19 protein-coding genes are annotated in these 17,365 nt (G+C 58.1%); 9 read left to right on the top strand and 10 right to left on the bottom strand.

Features of this window, described 5'->3' with window-relative positions; translation table 11 throughout:
• Positions 1–14 precede the first annotated feature (14 nt).
• The 9 genes from hydA to ACR0L9_RS16415 all read left to right on the top strand — a co-directional run bounded on the left by hydA (position 15) and on the right by ACR0L9_RS16415 (position 7,998).
• Entirely contained in the window at positions 15–1,469 is a 1,455-nt protein-coding gene (hydA, locus tag ACR0L9_RS16375; protein WP_480896125.1) for a dihydropyrimidinase, read from the top strand.
• Between the two features lie 55 nt (positions 1,470–1,524).
• The gene (locus tag ACR0L9_RS16380) at positions 1,525–2,322 is read left to right on the top strand and encodes an ABC transporter ATP-binding protein (protein ID WP_480896127.1); all 798 of its coding nucleotides are present in this window, start codon (positions 1,525–1,527) and stop codon (positions 2,320–2,322) included.
• On the top strand, positions 2,322–2,753 hold the full coding sequence (locus ACR0L9_RS16385) for a GNAT family N-acetyltransferase (protein WP_480584784.1): 432 nt from the start codon (positions 2,322–2,324) through the stop codon (positions 2,751–2,753). The genes ACR0L9_RS16380 and ACR0L9_RS16385 overlap by 1 nt, the downstream gene beginning before the upstream one ends.
• Complete coding sequence (locus tag ACR0L9_RS16390) at positions 2,750–3,667, top strand: ABC transporter permease (protein WP_170626033.1); 918 nt, start codon at positions 2,750–2,752, stop codon at positions 3,665–3,667. The genes ACR0L9_RS16385 and ACR0L9_RS16390 overlap by 4 nt, the downstream gene beginning before the upstream one ends.
• Positions 3,664–4,509, top strand: a complete 846-nt coding sequence (locus tag ACR0L9_RS16395) for an ABC transporter permease (protein WP_170610228.1) — start codon at positions 3,664–3,666, stop codon at positions 4,507–4,509. Before ACR0L9_RS16390 ends, ACR0L9_RS16395 begins: the two co-directional genes overlap by 4 nt.
• 59 nt (positions 4,510–4,568) lie before the next feature.
• On the top strand, positions 4,569–5,558 hold the full coding sequence (locus tag ACR0L9_RS16400; protein WP_170393369.1) for an ABC transporter substrate-binding protein: 990 nt from the start codon (positions 4,569–4,571) through the stop codon (positions 5,556–5,558).
• Positions 5,559–5,719: 161 nt separating this feature from the next.
• A complete protein-coding gene (locus ACR0L9_RS16405; protein WP_480896129.1) occupies positions 5,720–6,433 on the top strand; it encodes an ABC transporter permease in 714 nt (237 codons plus the stop codon).
• On the top strand, positions 6,426–7,160 hold the full coding sequence (locus ACR0L9_RS16410) for an ATP-binding cassette domain-containing protein (RefSeq protein ID WP_480590700.1): 735 nt from the start codon (positions 6,426–6,428) through the stop codon (positions 7,158–7,160). Before ACR0L9_RS16405 ends, ACR0L9_RS16410 begins: the two co-directional genes overlap by 8 nt.
• A 22-nt stretch (positions 7,161–7,182) precedes the next feature.
• On the top strand, positions 7,183–7,998 hold the full coding sequence (locus ACR0L9_RS16415) for an ABC transporter substrate-binding protein (protein ID WP_480896131.1): 816 nt from the start codon (positions 7,183–7,185) through the stop codon (positions 7,996–7,998).
• A gap of 39 nt (positions 7,999–8,037) precedes the next feature.
• Here the strand turns inward: ACR0L9_RS16415 and ACR0L9_RS16420 are convergent, their stop codons facing one another.
• From ACR0L9_RS16420 to ACR0L9_RS16465, 10 genes are all read right to left on the bottom strand, one after another.
• Positions 8,038–8,910, bottom strand: a complete 873-nt coding sequence (locus ACR0L9_RS16420) for a substrate-binding domain-containing protein (protein WP_480896133.1) — start codon at positions 8,908–8,910, stop codon at positions 8,038–8,040.
• The gene (locus ACR0L9_RS16425; protein ID WP_255612119.1) at positions 8,911–9,036 is read right to left on the bottom strand and encodes a hypothetical protein; all 126 of its coding nucleotides are present in this window, start codon (positions 9,034–9,036) and stop codon (positions 8,911–8,913) included.
• Between the two features lie 13 nt (positions 9,037–9,049).
• A complete protein-coding gene (locus tag ACR0L9_RS16430) occupies positions 9,050–10,312 on the bottom strand; it encodes a c-type cytochrome (protein ID WP_480896135.1) in 1,263 nt (420 codons plus the stop codon).
• The gene (locus ACR0L9_RS16435) at positions 10,313–11,521 is read right to left on the bottom strand and encodes a formate dehydrogenase subunit gamma (protein WP_480896136.1); all 1,209 of its coding nucleotides are present in this window, start codon (positions 11,519–11,521) and stop codon (positions 10,313–10,315) included.
• 73 nt (positions 11,522–11,594) lie between these two features.
• Complete coding sequence (gene fdh3B / locus ACR0L9_RS16440; protein WP_037307340.1) at positions 11,595–12,188, bottom strand: formate dehydrogenase FDH3 subunit beta; 594 nt, start codon at positions 12,186–12,188, stop codon at positions 11,595–11,597.
• A gap of 11 nt (positions 12,189–12,199) precedes the next feature.
• Complete coding sequence (locus tag ACR0L9_RS16445) at positions 12,200–15,094, bottom strand: formate dehydrogenase subunit alpha (protein ID WP_170393362.1); 2,895 nt, start codon at positions 15,092–15,094, stop codon at positions 12,200–12,202.
• 106 nt (positions 15,095–15,200) lie between these two features.
• Positions 15,201–15,389: a ubiquinol-cytochrome c reductase iron-sulfur subunit N-terminal domain-containing protein gene (locus tag ACR0L9_RS16450; RefSeq protein ID WP_068334771.1), complete on the bottom strand. Its 189-nt coding sequence runs from the start codon at positions 15,387–15,389 to the stop codon at positions 15,201–15,203.
• Positions 15,390–15,450: 61 nt separating this feature from the next.
• Positions 15,451–16,062 carry a TorD/DmsD family molecular chaperone gene (locus ACR0L9_RS16455; protein WP_480896137.1) on the bottom strand — a complete coding sequence of 204 codons (612 nt, stop codon included), beginning with the start codon at positions 16,060–16,062 and terminating at the stop codon, positions 15,451–15,453.
• A 4-nt stretch (positions 16,063–16,066) separates the two neighbouring features.
• Positions 16,067–16,648 carry a DUF3306 domain-containing protein gene (locus tag ACR0L9_RS16460; protein WP_480896139.1) on the bottom strand — a complete coding sequence of 194 codons (582 nt, stop codon included), beginning with the start codon at positions 16,646–16,648 and terminating at the stop codon, positions 16,067–16,069.
• Positions 16,645–17,199, bottom strand: a complete 555-nt coding sequence (locus ACR0L9_RS16465; RefSeq protein ID WP_170510438.1) for a DUF3305 domain-containing protein — start codon at positions 17,197–17,199, stop codon at positions 16,645–16,647. The genes ACR0L9_RS16460 and ACR0L9_RS16465 overlap by 4 nt, the downstream gene beginning before the upstream one ends.
• Between the last annotated feature and the right edge of the window lie 166 nt (positions 17,200–17,365).

Here is a 17,365-nt window from a genome sequence, read left to right on the forward strand (position 1 = left end):
TCAGGGAGTTTAACATGAGCACTGTAATCAAGAACGGAACCGTTGTGACCGCTGATCTGACCTATAAGGCGGATGTAAAGGTCGAAGGTAGTGTGATTACTGAGATTGGGCCGGACCTGCGAGGTGATAAGGAACTTGATGCATCGGGCTGTTATGTCATGCCCGGAGGGATCGACCCGCACACGCATCTGGAAATGCCGTTTATGGGAACCTATTCCAGCGATGATTTCGAAAGCGGCACGCGCGCAGCGCTGGCAGGTGGGACCACGATGGTTGTGGATTTCGCGTTGCCTAATCCGGGCGAAAGCCTGTTGGACGCCCTGAAGCGTTGGGACAACAAGTCTACGCGCGCGAACTGTGATTATTCGTTCCATATGGCGGTGACCTGGTGGGGCGAGCAGGTGTTTGACGACATCAAAACCGTCATCGAGACGCGTGGCATCAATACGTTCAAGCATTTCATGGCCTATAAAGGCGCGCTGATGGTGAACGACGATGAGCTGTTTGCTTCGTTCAAGCGTCTGGCCGAGTTGGGTGGCACCGCGATGGTTCATGCCGAGAATGGCGATGTGGTTGCAGAGCTGAGTGCGAAGCTATTGGCAGAAGGTAATACCGGGCCAGAGGCGCATGCCTACTCCCGCCCGCCTCAGGTTGAGGGTGAGGCCACGAACCGCGCGATCATGATTGCCGACATGGCGGGAGTACCACTTTATGTGGTGCATACATCCTGTGAGGAGGCCCATGAGGCCATTCGGCGCGCCAAGATGCAGGGCAAGCGGGTATGGGGAGAGCCTTTGATCCAACATTTGACCTTGGATGAAGGCGAATATTTCCACCACGATTGGGAGCACGCGGCGCGGCGAGTCATGAGCCCTCCGTTCCGGAACAAACAGCATCAGGATAGCTTGTGGAACGGTTTGCAGTCAGGAACGCTGAGCGTCGTAGCAACGGACCATTGTGCCTTTACCACCGAGCAGAAACGATATGGCGTGGGTGATTTCACCAAAATACCGAACGGGACCGGAGGGCTGGAGGATCGGATGCCGATGCTTTGGACACATGGGGTGAATACAGGTAGGTTGACACCGAATGAGTTCGTGGCTGTTACTTCAACTAACATCGCCAAGATATTGAATTGTTATCCGAAAAAAGGTGCGGTTCTCGTGGGCGCGGATGCTGATCTGGTGGTTTGGGATCCGGATAAGGCCAAGGTGATCTCGGCCGATACGCAGCAGTCGTCGATCGATTACAACGTGTTCGAAGGCAAGGAAGTGCGCGGGTTGCCCCGGTTCACGCTGACCCGCGGTGCGGTGGCCGTACATGATGGCGAGATTCAGACTCAGGAAGGGCACGGGAAGTTCGTGGCACGTGAGGCCAATACCCATGTGAACAAGGCGCTGAGCACCTGGAAAGAGTTGACAGCGCCCCGGCCTGTTGAGCGGACAGGTATACCGGCAACGGGTGTATAAACCCCTTGGGTCGCCTTTCCGGCGACCCGGGTCTGAGCTTCTTCAAGGCAATGGAATGAACACAGAAAATACTACTCAGCCCGTTATTGAGGCAAGGCAGCTGGATCTTACATTTCAGACGAATGATGGGCCTATTCACGCGCTGAAAGATGTGAACTTGTCGATTGGCAAGGGGGAGTTCGTTAGTTTTATCGGCCCCTCGGGCTGCGGCAAGACGACGTTCCTGCGCTGTATCGCAGCGCTGGAAACACCGACCGGCGGGACCCTGACCGTGAATGGCATGACGCCTGACGAAGCACGGCGAAAGCGCGCTTATGGGTATGTGTTTCAGGCGGCCGGGCTCTACCCGTGGCGGACCATTGCAAAGAACATCAAGCTGCCGCTTGAGATCATGGGCTATTCCTCTACCGAGCAGGAGGATCGCGTTAGAAAGGTTCTGGAACTTGTTGATCTTGATGGATTTGGCGGTAAGTTCCCCTGGCAGCTCTCGGGCGGGATGCAACAGCGGGCCAGTATTGCGCGGGCCTTGGCATTTGATGCGGATATTCTGCTGATGGACGAACCGTTCGGTGCGCTGGATGAGATTGTGCGCGACCATCTGAACGAACAGCTTCTGGCATTATGGGCGCGCACCGAGAAGACCATCGGTTTCGTAACACATTCGATCCCCGAAGCCGTGTATCTCAGCACCAAGATCGTGGTGATGAGCCCTCGGCCTGGCCGGATCACGGATGTGATCGATAGCCCTCTGCCGAAAGAGCGGCCTTTGGATATCCGTGACACGCCCGAGTTTATCGAGGTCGCCCACCGCGTGCGAGAAGGATTGCGAGCGGGTCATGGGGATGATGTGTGATGGCGGATAAAGGCATCAGACGGGCATCCCGCGAAGATGTGGGGGATTGCGCGCGCATCATCGCGACCTGGGCCGCCCAGGCCGATTGGATACCCGAGGAATTGCCAGAAGAAAAGCTGGCGGATCTGATCCTTGAGGCGTTTCCGAACAGGGACATCTGGATCGCAGGTGATCCGATTGATTGCTATATGTCTGTCGATCCGGTCGAACATAAGGTTGGTGCGCTGTATTGTTTGCGCACTGGACAGGGCATCGGCAAGCAATTGCTGGATAAGGCGAAGGAGGGGCGCGACCATCTTTGGCTGACCACACATGTGCCAAATGTCGACGCGCAACGGTTTTATCGGCGCGAGGGCTTTGTTGAGACGGGAAGAGAGCCTCCGGTGCCACCTGACACGGTGCCTGTCATTCGGATGGAGTGGCACGCATGAAGCAGATCATTGCAGTCCTCACCGTGATCGCCGCCATTGTCGTTGTCTGGTACGCGGCCTGTATTCCTATGAATATCAAAGGGGTTCTGACCGAACAGGAGCGCGCGGGTGCTGAAGTCCAACCACCTTCAGCCAAGGATCGCCGTGACATGGGTGAGATCGGTCTGGCCTTGAACAACGCGTTTGCAATCCCAGCCACATGGGCGCAGGACCGCCCGCGGCTGCCTGCACCGCATCAAGTTGGGATTGAGTTGTGGGAAACCACGATTGAGAAAAAAATCACCTCGAAACGCTCTCTGATTTATCATGGCTGGGTCACGCTGAGCGCCACGATGCTGGGTTTTGCTATCGGAACCGGGTTGGGCATCCTACTGGCGGTCGGGATCGTGCACAGTCGGGTGATGGATCTGTCGGTGATGCCCTGGGCGATCGTCAGCCAGACCATTCCTATCATTGCGTTGGCTCCGATGATCATTGTTGTTCTGTATTCTGTTGGGGTTCAAGGGATCATTCCGAAGGCGATCATTTCGGCGTATCTGAGTTTCTTCCCCGTCGTCGTAGGCATGGTAAAAGGGCTGCGCAGTCCGGATGCTATGCAGTTGGATTTGCTGCGAACCTACAATGCCAGCCGTTCGCAAGGGTTTTGGAAACTGCGGCTGCCGGCCTCGATGCCCTATCTGTTTACATCGCTGAAAATTGGCGTCGCTGCTTCGCTGGTCGGGGCCATTGTTGGAGAACTGCCGACCGGGGCTGTTGCCGGGTTGGGTGCACGGCTGTTGGCCGGTAGCTACTATGGCCAGACGGTACAGATCTGGTCGGCGCTGTTTGCTGCGGCCATTCTCGCCGCCTGTCTCGTCGGGTTGCTGGGGCTGATCGAGCGGACCGTCCTGAAACGAATGGGGATGGCACAATGATACCTATTCTTGGTGCAATCGCAGTCTGGTTATTGGGCTGGTGGTTGAACAGCCTTCTGGCCAGCGGACCCTATTCTGACACACGGATGGTGCGGTTTCTTGCGCCCCTGATCTTCGGTCTGACCGTGATTGGCATCTGGGAACTGGTGGTGCGTGGACTAGAAGTGCCCTTGGTCATCCTGCCCGCACCATCAGTCATCTGGGACCGTTTCTGGGACAGTTTGCCGACACTTTGGGCTGACTTTGTTCAAACGATCATCAAGGGAGCACTCAGCGGCTACATCATCGGCTGCGGTTCGGCCTTTCTCATGGCAATTGCCGTGGATAGATGGGATTTCCTGCGCCTCGGGCTTCTTCCCGTCGGCAACTTCGTTGCAGCGCTGCCGATCGTGGGCACCGCACCCATTCTAGTGATGTGGTTCGGGTTCGACTGGCATTCCAAGGCGGCGGTCGTCGTAGTGATGGTGTTCTTCCCGATGCTGGTGAACACGGTGGCAGGGCTGCGCGAAGCCACAACGATGCAGCGCGATCTGATGGAGACCTATGCCGCCACCTATTGGCAGAGCTTCCTGAAACTTCGCCTCCCCGCCGCGATGCCGTTTATTTTCAACGGGCTAAAGATTTCTACCACTCTGGCGCTGATCGGCGCTATCGTGGCTGAGTTCTTTGGCTCCCCCACATTGGGCATGGGCTTTCGGATATCGACCAGCGTCGGGCAATTGTCGCTGGACATGGTGTGGGCCGAGATTGTGGTGGCCGCGCTGGCGGGGACGGCCTTCTATGGCGTAGTGGCGATGATCGAAAAGGCGGTGACCTTCTGGCATCCGTCGCAGCGAGGATAAAGGAATAATTCAACAGACCCCATAAACGGGGCAAACATAAGCAACTAGGAGATATGAAGATGAAGAAGCTACTCAGTGGGGCGGTTGCGGCCTTTAGCCTGGCAGCCAGTGCGACACTTGCTGCGGATGAGGTGACACTGCAATTGAAGTGGGTCACGCAAGCGCAGTTTGCGGGCTATTATGTGGCAAAAGACAAAGGGTTCTACGAAGAAGAGGGGCTGGACGTCACCATTCTGCCCGGCGGTCCTGATATTGCGCCTACACAGGTGATCGCAGGTGGCGGAGCAGACGTTACGGTGGAATGGATGCCGGCTGCACTTGCTGCGCGCGAAAAGGGTCTGCCTCTGGTGAACATCGCGCAGCCTTTCAAGAGCTCGGGCATGATGCTGACCTGCTGGAAAGATGCGGGGATTGCCTCGCCCGAAGATCTCAAAAATCGCACGCTGGGAGTCTGGTTCTTCGGCAACGAATTCCCGTTCATGAGCTGGATGAGTCAGCTGGGAATCGGTACCGATGGCAAAAGCGACAGCGGTGTCGAAGTGCTGAAACAAGGCTTTAACGTCGACCCGCTGCTGCAGCGTCAGGCCGATTGCATCAGCACCATGACCTACAATGAGTATTGGCAGGTCATTGATGCCGGTGTCACGCCTGAAGAACTAGTAACCTTCAAATACGAAGATCAGGGCGTCGCCACGCTTGAGGATGGTCTATATGTGCTTGAAGAAAATTTGAGCGATGCGGCCTTCACCGACAAGATGGAACGGTTTGTCCGTGCCTCGATGAAGGGTTGGAAATACGCCGAAGAGAACCCGGATGAAGCCGCCGAGATCGTTCTCGAAAACGACGCGACCGGTGCCCAGACCGAGGAGCATCAAAAGCGCATGATGGGCGAGATTGCCAAGCTGACCGCAGGGTCGAACGGGGCGCTGGATCCAGCCGATTTCGATCGCACGGTTGATACCCTGCTGGCGGGCGGATCTGATCCGGTTATCACCAAAAAGCCTGAAGGGGCATGGACACATCAGATCACCGACGCTGCGCTGAACTGAACCAGCTACAGCAAAAGACGTGCCAATCAAACGCGGCCCCGTCAGGGCCGCGTTCTTAGTTTTGAATGTCGAATTTGTGCCTGTACTTGCTGGCCAGAACCTTTAGTATTTCCCTGTAATTCATAGCATTTTGTCACAGCATACGGCATGAATGGTAGAATATGCAGGGATTTGCATCAGAATTCACTCAGGCGCTCTCGCTGATCCTCGAAGGGGATGCAGAGCTGTGGGCAATTGTGTTGTTGTCGCTGCGTGTTTCGATCTTTGCTGTTCTGATTTCGGCGGTCATCGGGATGCCTATTGGGGCAGCTTTGGCCGTCGCGCGGTTTCCGGGACGGCGGGCGCTGATTATCCTTGTGAACGCTCTGATGGGGTTCCCACCAGTCGTCGTCGGTTTGCTGGTCTACCTGATGTTGTCCCGATCCGGTCCTCTGGGGGTGCTGGTACTTCTCTACACCCCCACCGCAATGATCATAGCGCAGGTGGTGCTGGTGACGCCGATCATGGCCGCACTTACCCGGCAGGTAGTCGAGATACTGGCCGAGGAGTATTCTGAGCAGCTCCGCTCGCTCGGCGTATCGCGGTTGGCTTCGATCCCGGTGCTGTTGTGGGACGCGCGTCTGGCACTGGTCACCGCATTACTGGCCGGGTTTGGCCGGGCAATCGCCGAGGTTGGGGCGGTGATCATCGTCGGCGGTAATATCAATCACGTGACGCGGGTGATGACGACCACGATTGCGCTTGAGACTTCGAAGGGGAACTTGGCGCTAGCGCTGGCCTTGGGTGTGATCCTGATCGGTTTGGCCGTGGCGGTAAACGCGATGGTCAGCGCGTTGACCCTGCGGGCCGAGCGGGAAGGGCTGCGCCATGCGTGATGTCGTGACCGAGGCGCCGGGTATGTTAGAGGTCCAAGGGTTGCACATTGCACGCGAAGGCAAGGTGCTGCTCGATGTCCCGCATTTGTGCCTGGATGGCCCGGGTCCGACCATGATCTTGGGTCCAAACGGCGCTGGCAAAAGTCTGTTGCTGCGTTGTCTGCATGGTCTGATTCAACCCGACAGCGGGCGTGTCTGTCAGGACGGTGTTGTGTTGAATGCAGCCCACAAAGCGCGGCAGGCGATGGTGTTTCAAAGCCCCGTGCTGCTGCGCCGCTCGGTCGCGGCCAATCTGGACTTTGTGCTAAAGCGGAAATCGATGCCCCGTGCCTTGCGCAGGCATCGTATCGAAGCTTTGCTGGCCGAAGGAGGACTGGATGGTAAAGCACGTCAATCCGCGCGTTCGCTGTCTGGTGGCGAGGCGCAAAGGTTGGCGATCCTGCGCGCGTTGGCCTTAGACCCCAAGACCTTGTTCCTGGACGAACCCACCAGCGCACTGGATCCAAGTGCTATGCAGATGATCGAACGGATGGTCTTGCGCGCCTCGGCCCGGGGTGTGCGCATCGTGATGGTGACGCATGACATCGGGCAGGCGCGGCGCCTGGCATCTGACATCGTGATGATGCAGGCAGGGCGTGTGGTGGAACACGGAAGGGCGCAGCAGGTTCTGGAAGCCCCCAAAAGCAACGAGTCGCGCCGGTATCTGGCTGGCGGTCTGGTAACCTGATGAACAGAGATGGAGACTTCGAATGATCCCTGATTTCGTTCGGGCATCAATTGTCGCGCTTGGGCTGACCGCAGGCGCAGGTTTGGCCGAAGAACCCTTTATCGTTGTGCAATCAACGACCTCGACGCAGAATTCGGGTCTGCTGGACTATATCCTGCCGGGGTTTGAGGCTGAAACAGGTATCGATGTACGGGTTGTGGCCGTCGGGACCGGTCAGGCGATCCGGAACGCAATCAACGGCGATGGCGATGTTCTTCTGGTTCACTCCAAGCCCGCTGAAGAGCAGTTTGTAGCGGACGGTTGGGGTGTCGAACGGTTCGATGTCATGTACAATGATTTTGTATTGGTTGGCCCAAAATCTGATCCGGCCGGAATTGCCGGGGGCAACGACATTGTAACCGCTTTGACCGCTTTGGCCGAAGCGAAACTGCCGTTTGCCTCGCGCGGTGATGATAGCGGCACTCACAAAGCCGAGATGCGCTATTGGGAGGCGACCGGCGTTGACCCGACGGAGGCCTCGGGGACTTGGTATCGCGAGACCGGATCGGGGATGGGGGCAACGCTGAACGTGGCCAGCGGCATGGACGCGTATGCTCTGACCGACCGGGCGACTTGGTTGTCTTTCGGAAACCGGGGCAATCTGGAGGTCTTGGTCGAGGGCGATCCGCGCCTGTTTAATCAATATGGTGTAATCCTTGTGAACCCTGAAAAGCACACAGGCGTCCGCGCCGCTGCCGGGCAGAGGTTCATCGACTGGCTGACCGGTCCTGATGGGCAGGCGGCGATTGCGTCTTACACGCTGGATGGTGAGCAGTTGTTTTTTCCAAACGCACAGTAAGTTCGCCTTGGGTTGGCGCAACAAGGGATGGACGACGGATCAGCCACTGGCGCCGTTGTGGTGGATCCGACCCAGATTTGCGAGATCATAGCCGCCTAGTTCATCAGCGCGTTCGATAAAACGCTCGGATTTCAAAAACTGGGTCAGCGTCTGCATGGGGACCTCGAAGAAGGCGCGGCGCCAGATTGCAAGGTCCAGACGCTCGGAATGGGTGGGCACGAAACTTAGCCCGTACGGGCGCGCCAGTGCACCGAGGCCAAAACCAACCTCTGCCTTGCCGTCACGCAGGGCGGTGGCCAGCTCTTCTTCGGTGCGGGCGCAAACAGGCAGGGTGTTCAGATCATCACGACCCAGACCGTGGGCGCCGAGCAGTGCATCGAACAGACGCTGGCTGGCGGCGCTGTCTTGCCGCAGAATGATCCGTATGCCTTTCAGATCCTGAAACCCCGAGATGTCCGAGGTGCCAGGTGCCAGCAACAGGCCGCGCTGCCGGTTGGCAATCTGGTAGAGGATCACAGGTGCTTCGCCCATCGTGTCGCGCAGGGTCTGAGTGTTGAAGCCTTCCGGTTCGTGGATATGCAAGGCCGCCGCCTGTGCGCTGCGCTCCGCGAGACGATTCAGCCCGTCGAAAGACCCATCATAGTAAGTCGCAAGCCCAGAGCCGCTTTCCCGCAAAGCCCAGTCCAGCAGGGGATCGTGGCTACCTGCCACGATCGGCGGCAGGGGTGGTTCGACGACATCGGGGCCAGAGCGTGAGGCGTTGAGCCACGCTATGATCTCGGCTTTTGGGAACAACAGCTTGCCCATGGCGCGTACACAGGGGATTTCGCCCGAGGATGCCAGATCATAGGCCTTCCGCTCACCAATGCGCAGCAGATCCGCCAATTCGCGGGTGGTCAGGTATTGCGGCATTCAGTCGAGGCGTACAGCCGAACCGGACGTCTTGTCGGCGGCGCTGAAACCGAATTGATCCAGCGTGTAAGGAGCGGCGACAGTGATCACGACCATCGCGGCGACGGCGGTCAGAAAGGCTTTCATGTTCTCCTCCGGCTCAATCCTGCGGTGCGGTGGCGCTGCGCAGGAACGCGACCAGATCTAACCGGTCCTGTGCTTGCGTGATCCGCTGCATTGGCATCTTTGACCCCGGAATGTAGTGGTCCGGGCCTTCGTCGAAAAGAGCATTTATTGTCTCTTCATTCCAAATAATATCAGAGTCTTGCAGCGTATCCGAGTACAAATAATCGGGCAATGTGCCCGCTTTCCGCCCAAAGATGTCGTGCAAGGTAGGACCCGCACGTCGACCCCCATCCGGCGTCAGGCTGTGACAGATCGAACATTTGCGCGCAAATTGCCGTTCTCCGTTGCCCATCTCGCTTGGGTCTTTCAGAAAGCTGGGTTCGGCAGCGGCCATCTGTTCGCGATCGCCCAGCGCTGAAACGGGCCAGCTGTACATTGCCTCATCAATGCCGCCTGCGTGAAGATTTTGACCATCGGCAGAAAAAGCGAGCGCCCAAACCGGACCGCGCAGGGTGGCACGGAAATCTTGTGCAATGCGCCATTCGAAAGTGTCGATGACCATTATAAAGCCCTCACCATCACCGACAGCCAACAGCTTGCGATCGGGGCTCAATGCCATGGCGAGGATCGGGCGCCGATCCAACGTAAAGTCATGTTCTTCTTCGGTGGTGAGGCTCAGGATGCGTGTCACTCCATCGACGGTACCGTAGCCGATCCAGTTGTCATGTGCGTTCAGGACCAATTCATTGATGCCAAAACCATGCTCAATCAGGCGATTTGTTTCCTGACCGCTGGCGACATCCCAGATACGCAACGCTCCGTCGACACCTGCCGAATAAAGCTGCTTTCCGTCCGGCGTAAAAACAACTGCATTCACCCCGCTGCCGATTGGCCCAAGCAGGGTCGGCTCGGACCCGTCCACCGGCCACAGGCCGATGGTGCCATCCCAGCTGGCCGTCGCGATATGAGTTTTCGACGCTGCAATGCCGATAATCTTGCCTTTGTGCTGCCCGACTACATCCCCGCCGGGCCAGCGGCGGAGGGTGAAGTCATCCCCGGCAGAATAGATTGCAGTGCCATTGAAAACGACCGAGTTCACTGCCGCTTCGTGCCCCTCCAGCCATTCCGGTGTCTGTCCGGTCCAGAGACCGACCGAATTGTCGAAACTGGCCGTTGCGATACGCCCATCCGGCGCCGAAGCGATCCCCATGATCGGCCCGCCATGGCCTTTGAGCGTGAAAAACTCGGACCAGGCGGGCAGGGGGGTCAAAACAAGCGCAAGAGCGAGCCAGCGCATCTATTCTGCAGGTGAGGCCGCTGCCTTGCCCGCCTCTTTTTCTTGCACCTCTTCCAGCCACAGCGAGTGGTGCTCGCGTGCCCATTGTTCTTCGACTTCACCGGTGCCCATGGCGTCAAACGCACCCTCCATGCCAACCGAGCCAAGGTAGATATGGGCGATGATGATGGCGATGAACACGTAGGCGACCATGACATGCCAGACTTGGGCATATTGCATCTCTTCCTGCGGTGACATCTGCACTGGCAGGTTCAGACCCAACGCCTGCGGAATACCTGTCGAGTTGGCGATTGAGAAGGTTTTGGCGAACATCGGCAGCTCGAACGGGAATAGCAGCGACAGGCCTGACAGGCTGATAGAGACACCCAGTAGAATGCAAGCCCAGAAGATTATCTTTTGACCCGCATTGAATTTCTTGGCTGGTGGATGGCTGTCTTTGGTGAACAAGCCCCCTCCGGCGGCCAACCATTTCAGGTCGGTCTTGTTGGGGATGTTATGGGCAATCCAGTTTATGGTGATGATTATCAGACCCAACATGAAGGCCCATGCGAGGTTGTTGTGAAGCCACTTGCACCCTTGCGCGATAGTGGCGAACCCTTCTTTGCCAAAGACCGGGATCAAGAAATCGCGGCCATAAAGGGTCAGCAGGCCTGTGATGCCGAGCACAAGGAACGACCCGGCAAAGAGCCAGTGACCGAAACGTTCGAAACTATTGAAACGAAGGACCGTGCGGCCGGTTTTTTCTCCGTCGATGCGGATTTTTCCTCGGATCAGAAAGAAAAGCACAATGATCGCAAGCATTCCGCCCAGAATGTAGGTTCCATATTCACGCAACGGGCCAGTTCGGAAGTTCAACCACCACATGCCGCCGTCTTGAATCAGCACGCTGTCCGCAGGTCCCTGAGATGAAACGGTGACGTCCGCAGATCCGTAACGCAGCGCGCGGTAGACGTCACTGTCAGAGGCAACACCGCGGGTGCCGAACTGTCCCAGCAGGCCTTCAACATTGCCCTGACCGGTGTTTTCAGACCTGTAGCTGTTGTCGACCTTCTCGCCACGCTGGCGGGCCAGAATGTCCTCAAGCGTGGTCGCGCCGCCGGTTGTAGACCGGTTGGTCGAATCCGCAGGGGCGGCCCCCTCACTGGTTTGAGCGCCCGCAACTTGGGTCAGCGTTAGCGAAAGCAGGAAAGCGATGAATAAGCGCAACATCGGAACCTCAATAAAAATCCAATGCAGGATGACCCACATCTGCGGGTCATCCGTTTTGCTTTGGTAGACGGGGTCAGCCGTCTTTCTGATCGTAGGCCGTGCCCCAACCCCAAGCGCCCGAACCAAATCCGCGCGCGACGACACGCTCACGGTAAATAGCCGAGACCACGTCGCCATCGCCGGCGAGCAGGGCCTTGGTAGAACACATCTCGGCGCAGATGGGCAATTTGCCCTCTGCGATCCGGTTGCGACCGTATTTGGCGAACTCTGCGGTCGAGTGCGTTTCCTCGGGGCCGCCAGCACAGAAGGTACATTTGTCCATCTTGCCTCGCGATCCGAAGTTGCCCGCCTGCGGGTATTGCGGTGCGCCAAACGGGCACGCATAGAAGCAATAGCCGCAGCCAATGCACAGGTCCTTGGAGTGCAGGACGACCCCTTCTTCGTTCTGATAGAAGCAGTCGACCGGGCACACCGCCATGCAGGGCGCATCCGAACAATGCATACAGGCCACCGAGATCGAGCGTTCACCCGGATTGCCGTCATTGATCGTCACCACCCTGCGGCGGTTGATGCCCCACGGCACCTCGTGCTCGTTCTTACACGCGGTTACGCAGGCATTACACTCGATGCAGCGTTCAGCGTCGCAGAGAAACTTTGCTCTAGCCATTATCGTCCTCCTTACGCTGACCAGATTTTGCAGAGAGTCGCTTTGGTCTCTTGCATCTGGGTCACTGAATCATAGCCATAGGTCTGGGCGGTGTTGGTACTTTCACCCAGCACATAGGGGTCTGCACCAGCAGGATACTTGTGCCGCTGGTCTTCGCCCTGGAAATGGCCGCCAAAGTGGAAGGGCATGAAGGCGACACCGGCGCCGACCCTGTTAGTCAGCATCGCCATCACCTTGACCTTGCCGCCCTCAGGACCTTCGACCCAGACCTGTGATCCGTCCCGAATACCAAGGTTGTTGGCATCGCGCGGATTGATCTCGACGAACATGTCCTGCTGGAGCTCAGCCAGCCACGGGTTCGACCGCGTCTCATCGCCGCCACCCTCATACTCGACCAGACGACCAGACGTGAGGATTATCGGGTAATCCTTTGAAAAGTCGTTCTTTTGGATCGACGCATAAAGGGTAGGTAGACGATAGGCCTGACGGTCATCGTAGGTTGGATAGTCCTCCACCAGATCGCGCCGGTTTGTATAGAGCGGCTCGCGGTGCAGTGGGATCGGATCCGGGAAGGTCCATACGACCGCGCGTGCCTTTGCGTTCCCGAAGGGCGCACAGCCATGGGCAATCGCGACCCGTTGGATACCGCCGCTAAGGTCGGTTTTCCAGTTGGTCTCTGGTCCCGCAACGGCGTCGATGGCCGCACGTTCCTCAGCCGTCAGGTCACCGTCCCAGCCAAGGTCCATCAGCATCTGCATCGTGAATTCCGGATAACCATCCTGGATTTCCGACCCAACGCTATAGACCCCTTCGGCCAGCAGGTTGTCACCATCCCGTTCCACGCCGAAACGGGCGCGGAAGGTCAGGCCACCTTCGGCCACCGGTTTGGACATATCATACAGGTTTGGTGTCCCCGTATGACCCATCTCAGCCGTTCCCCAGCAGGGCCAGGGCAGACCGTAATACTCGCCGTCGTTGGGGCCACCAATGGCTTGCAGCGTGGTTCTGTCGAACGTGTGCTGGTTGGCCATATGGCTTTTCAGACGTTCCGGCGACTGACCGGTATAGCCAATTGTCCAAAGGCCGCTGTTGAACTCACGCGTGATGCTTTCAACATTCGGGGTTTCGGGATCTTCCATCTCGATATTGCGGAAGAACCGATCCGCCCAGCCGAACTTGTTGGCGAACTTGGCCATGATGACCTCGTCCGGCAGGCTTTCGAACAGAGGTTCGACCACGCGGTCCCGCCACTGCAGCGATCGGTTCGAGGCCGTGACCGAGCCACGGGTTTCGAACTGCGTACAGGCGGGCAGCAGATAGACGCCATCGGTGCGGTCATGCAGCACGGCCGAGACGGTGGGATACGGGTCGATCACGACCAGCATGTCCAGCTTCTCCATCGCCGTCTTCATTTCCGTCATCCGGGTCTGCGAGTTGGGCGCGTGGCCCCACAGAACCATGGCGCGGACGTTGTTGTCCTGATCCATGTTAGCTGGGTCTTCGAGAACACCGTCGATCCAGCGGGAAACCGGGATGCCGCGCTCATTCTGCAGCGGTTTATCCTTGCCTTCCTTATCCTTGATCGTGGCGAACTGGCCTGCAAGCCACTCGGGCTCTTCACCCCAGACACGGGCCCAGTGACCCCATGCGCCTTTTGACAAGCCATAGTAGCCGGGCAGGGTATGGGACAGAACACCAAGGTCTGTCGCGCCTTGCACGTTGTCATGGCCGCGGAAGATGTTGGTGCCACCACCCGAGGTGCCCATGTTGCCAAGCGCAAGCTGAAGCACGCAGTAGGCGCGAGTGTTGTTGTTGCCGTTGGTGTGCTGCGTACCACCCATGCACCATACAACGGTACCGGGGCGGTTGTTCACCATGGTCCGTGCGACGCGGCGCAGCTGCGAGCCGGGCGTACCGGTGACGCGCTCAACCTCATCCGGGTTCCACTTGGCAACCTCTTCACGGATTTGGTCCATCCCCCAGACACGGGTGCGGATGAACTCTTTGTCCTCCCAGCCGTTGTCGAAGATGTGCCACAGGATACCCCAGATCAGCGCAACGTCTGTGCCGGGGCGGAAGCGGACATATTCATCCGCATGGGCCGCGGTGCGCGTAAAGCGCGGGTCGCAGACGATTAAAGGCGCATTGTTCTGCTCTTTCGCACGCAGAATATGCAGCAGCGAGACGGGGTGCGCCTCGGCCGGGTTACCACCGATGATGAAGATGGCCCGGCTGTTGTGCATGTCGTTATACGAATTGGTCATGGCGCCGTAGCCCCATGTATTCGCAACACCCGCAACAGTGGTCGAGTGGCAGATACGCGCCTGATGGTCCACGTTGTTCGTGCCCCAATAGGCGGCGAACTTGCGGAACAGATAGGCCTGTTCGTTATTGTGCTTCGCAGACCCCAGCCAGTACACGCTGTCCGGCCCGGATTCTTCGCGGATGCTCATCATGCCATCGCCGATCTCGTTGATCGCCTCTTCCCAGCTGATGCGCTTCCACTCGCCACCTTCCTTTTTCATCGGATATTTCAGGCGGCGCTCGCCATGGGCGTGCTCGCGGACCGAGGCCCCCTTGGCGCAGTGTGCACCCAGATTGAATGGGCTGTCCCAGCCGGGTTCTTGCCCGATCCAGACTCCGTTCTGTACCTCGGCAACGACCGTGCAGCCGACCGAGCAGTGAGTGCATACGGATTTGATATTCTCAACGGCGGTGTTTGCCGCTGTCTGGGCGCTGGCGGGCGTCACGGTTCCACCCGTGGCGCTGATCGCGGCAAGGCCGCCGATCGTCAGGCCCGAGCCACGCAGGAATGCGCGGCGATCGACGGTTTTCTCGCCGACCTGGGACAGGATACTTGTCCGCTGGGGGCGTCTCGCAACCCCGTTGGTCTTTTTCCTAAGCATTTCTTTCCTCCCTTGCGCGCCGTGTAAGCCACGGCTGGCTTGGTACTTCGCAAAACCGACGTCAGGGCCAATCGCAACCGTCTGTCGGGTGGTGACTTCGTCCGGGTTAGAACCGGGCGCTGTCGAGGTAAGCGCGCGTGTGCGCGGTGTCCTGCATCCGGGTCTCGTCCGTCGGCAACTCGGCTGCTTCAGCTTGTCCGGTCAGGCTGGCGGCGGCGACAGCAGCGGGTGCTGCGGTTCCGGCCAGTTTGAGGAAGTCGCGGCGGGTTGCGCCTTCTTCCTTGGTCTTGCTCATGGGCTTCTCCTTTCCCATTTGCAGTTTAGCGCCCCGAAGGGCGCTGGCGAATGACAGCGGTTCACGCTGCCGTCATTCGGAAGGCTTCACGCTCAATCTCCATGAACACCCGACCGGCCGTGCCGACCGAGGCATAGAGGACCGAGTTCTCGGCACCTTCCAAATCCGAATAGAAATGCGCGGCCCAGGGGCCGATATGTTTGTTCCAGAACGCCTTTTGATCGTCGAGCGAGGCAGGTGCGCCAAACCGACCGACGATCATGCCCGCCATCATCTCCATCAGCGAGGCGATGTTGTCTTCGGGTTCATAGACATTCTGCGCCCGCGTGATCCCACGCGCTGCCATGTCATTGCGCAGCTGGGCCAGCGGTTTTTCGTTCAGGAACCCGGTCAAATAGAAAGAGGCATAAGGCAACAGTTCGCCTCGGCCCAATCCGATGAACAGTGCGTTGAATTCGCGCTCTGCGGCGGCAGGCTTGGTCACCTTGGCCACCCGTGCCATTGCCTGAATGGCCTGACCTAGATCCGAGTCATCACCGCTTAGCCCGGCCATCTGATCCAAAAGCAACTGATCGGGTGGACCGGCCAATAGCAGGCCAAGAAAATTATAGAAATCCGCACGCAGACGATCCTCAGCCGAGATATCCAATGTTTGCGCGTTGTCTGCGGTCATAGAGTTATCCTTCGAATTCGAATTTCATACGGCGTGGAGCAGGGGGGAGTTCGATTTCCTCTGGCTCTTCCATTTCAGCCATCTGTGGGGCTTCCGGTTCAGGTTCGACGGCGTTGATCGGTTCTTCACCTGACTCGATCGCCTCGGGCATGTCAGCTTCTGTTTCTGCTTCGGACACTTCTGCCTCGGCAGCGAGCGCTTCGACATGCGCCAACATACCCTTGCCAACCTGATACGCGGTCTGGATGTTCTCAATCACGCAGGCCGCATCGGTATAATCCTCGCCGTAATCGACCAGCCCGTCGACATTGGCCAGAACAGGATTCAACCGCCATAGGCGCCGCAAGGCGCGGCGGCGCAAACGGTTAGGTACAGCTTTGGCCATGAAGCCCGAGACATCATCGCCGGCTTCCAGCGTGTCGGGATCGGGCAGATCAAACTCGGCAAGAATTTCGGCGTCGCTTTTTTCCTCCAACTCAGCTTGCCGCGTTGTGATAATCTGTTCCTCTGCGGCCAAAGCTTCTGCTTCGGTCTCGGCCTGAACGGCGGCCTTGCGGCGGGACCAGAAATCGCGGGCCTGGGTCATTGCAGCACCCGACGCGGAGCCCGGTAGACATCTGAATCCTGCCGGATTCGTGCATCGCCCTTGCCGTCTTCCACCAGATCGGTGCGTTTCTTATCCCGTTTACGTTTTATGAACACCTCGTCCTGATGATGCTGCAAGGTGAAATCGCGGAGCCATGCAATCAACCCTTCGGTCATCGGAATCTTCTCAACGATCTCTTCGCCGGTATCCGCATAATCCTGCCCCTCGAACGGTGAGGCGGTGATCAATACGGCATTCAGGGGTGTTTCGCCTTTCAGCTCATCCCGCAAAACCAGGTACAGCGAAGGTTGACCGTCCGACAGGTTGACCATGTAGGCTTCGGTTTCATCGGCCCAGAGGGTGAGGGGCAGGGTGGCTGCATGGTATTCGATGGCCTCACCTTCACGTCGCAACTCTTGCCAGTCGGCAGGCCCTGCACCTGGCAAAACAGCGACCGCGCGCCAGTTCCAACGCGCCCAGCGTGTCACCCCGGGTGTTCTGCGCACGACGACGCCAATTGTCATTTCAGTCCGGCTTGCGGCCTTGGCCACTGGCTCCTCCCCGGAAGGCTCTCCCCTGCCTTCCATTGATGTACTATGTTACATAAATTGGCGACCTGCCAAGTCTAGTTTCGCCTAATATGAGACATTCAGTTAGAGTTTATTTCCAACTTCAGGTTTTGATGGCGATTTGTGATGAAAAATAATGCACATATCG

The organism is Ruegeria sp. I3, from assembly GCF_056532525.1.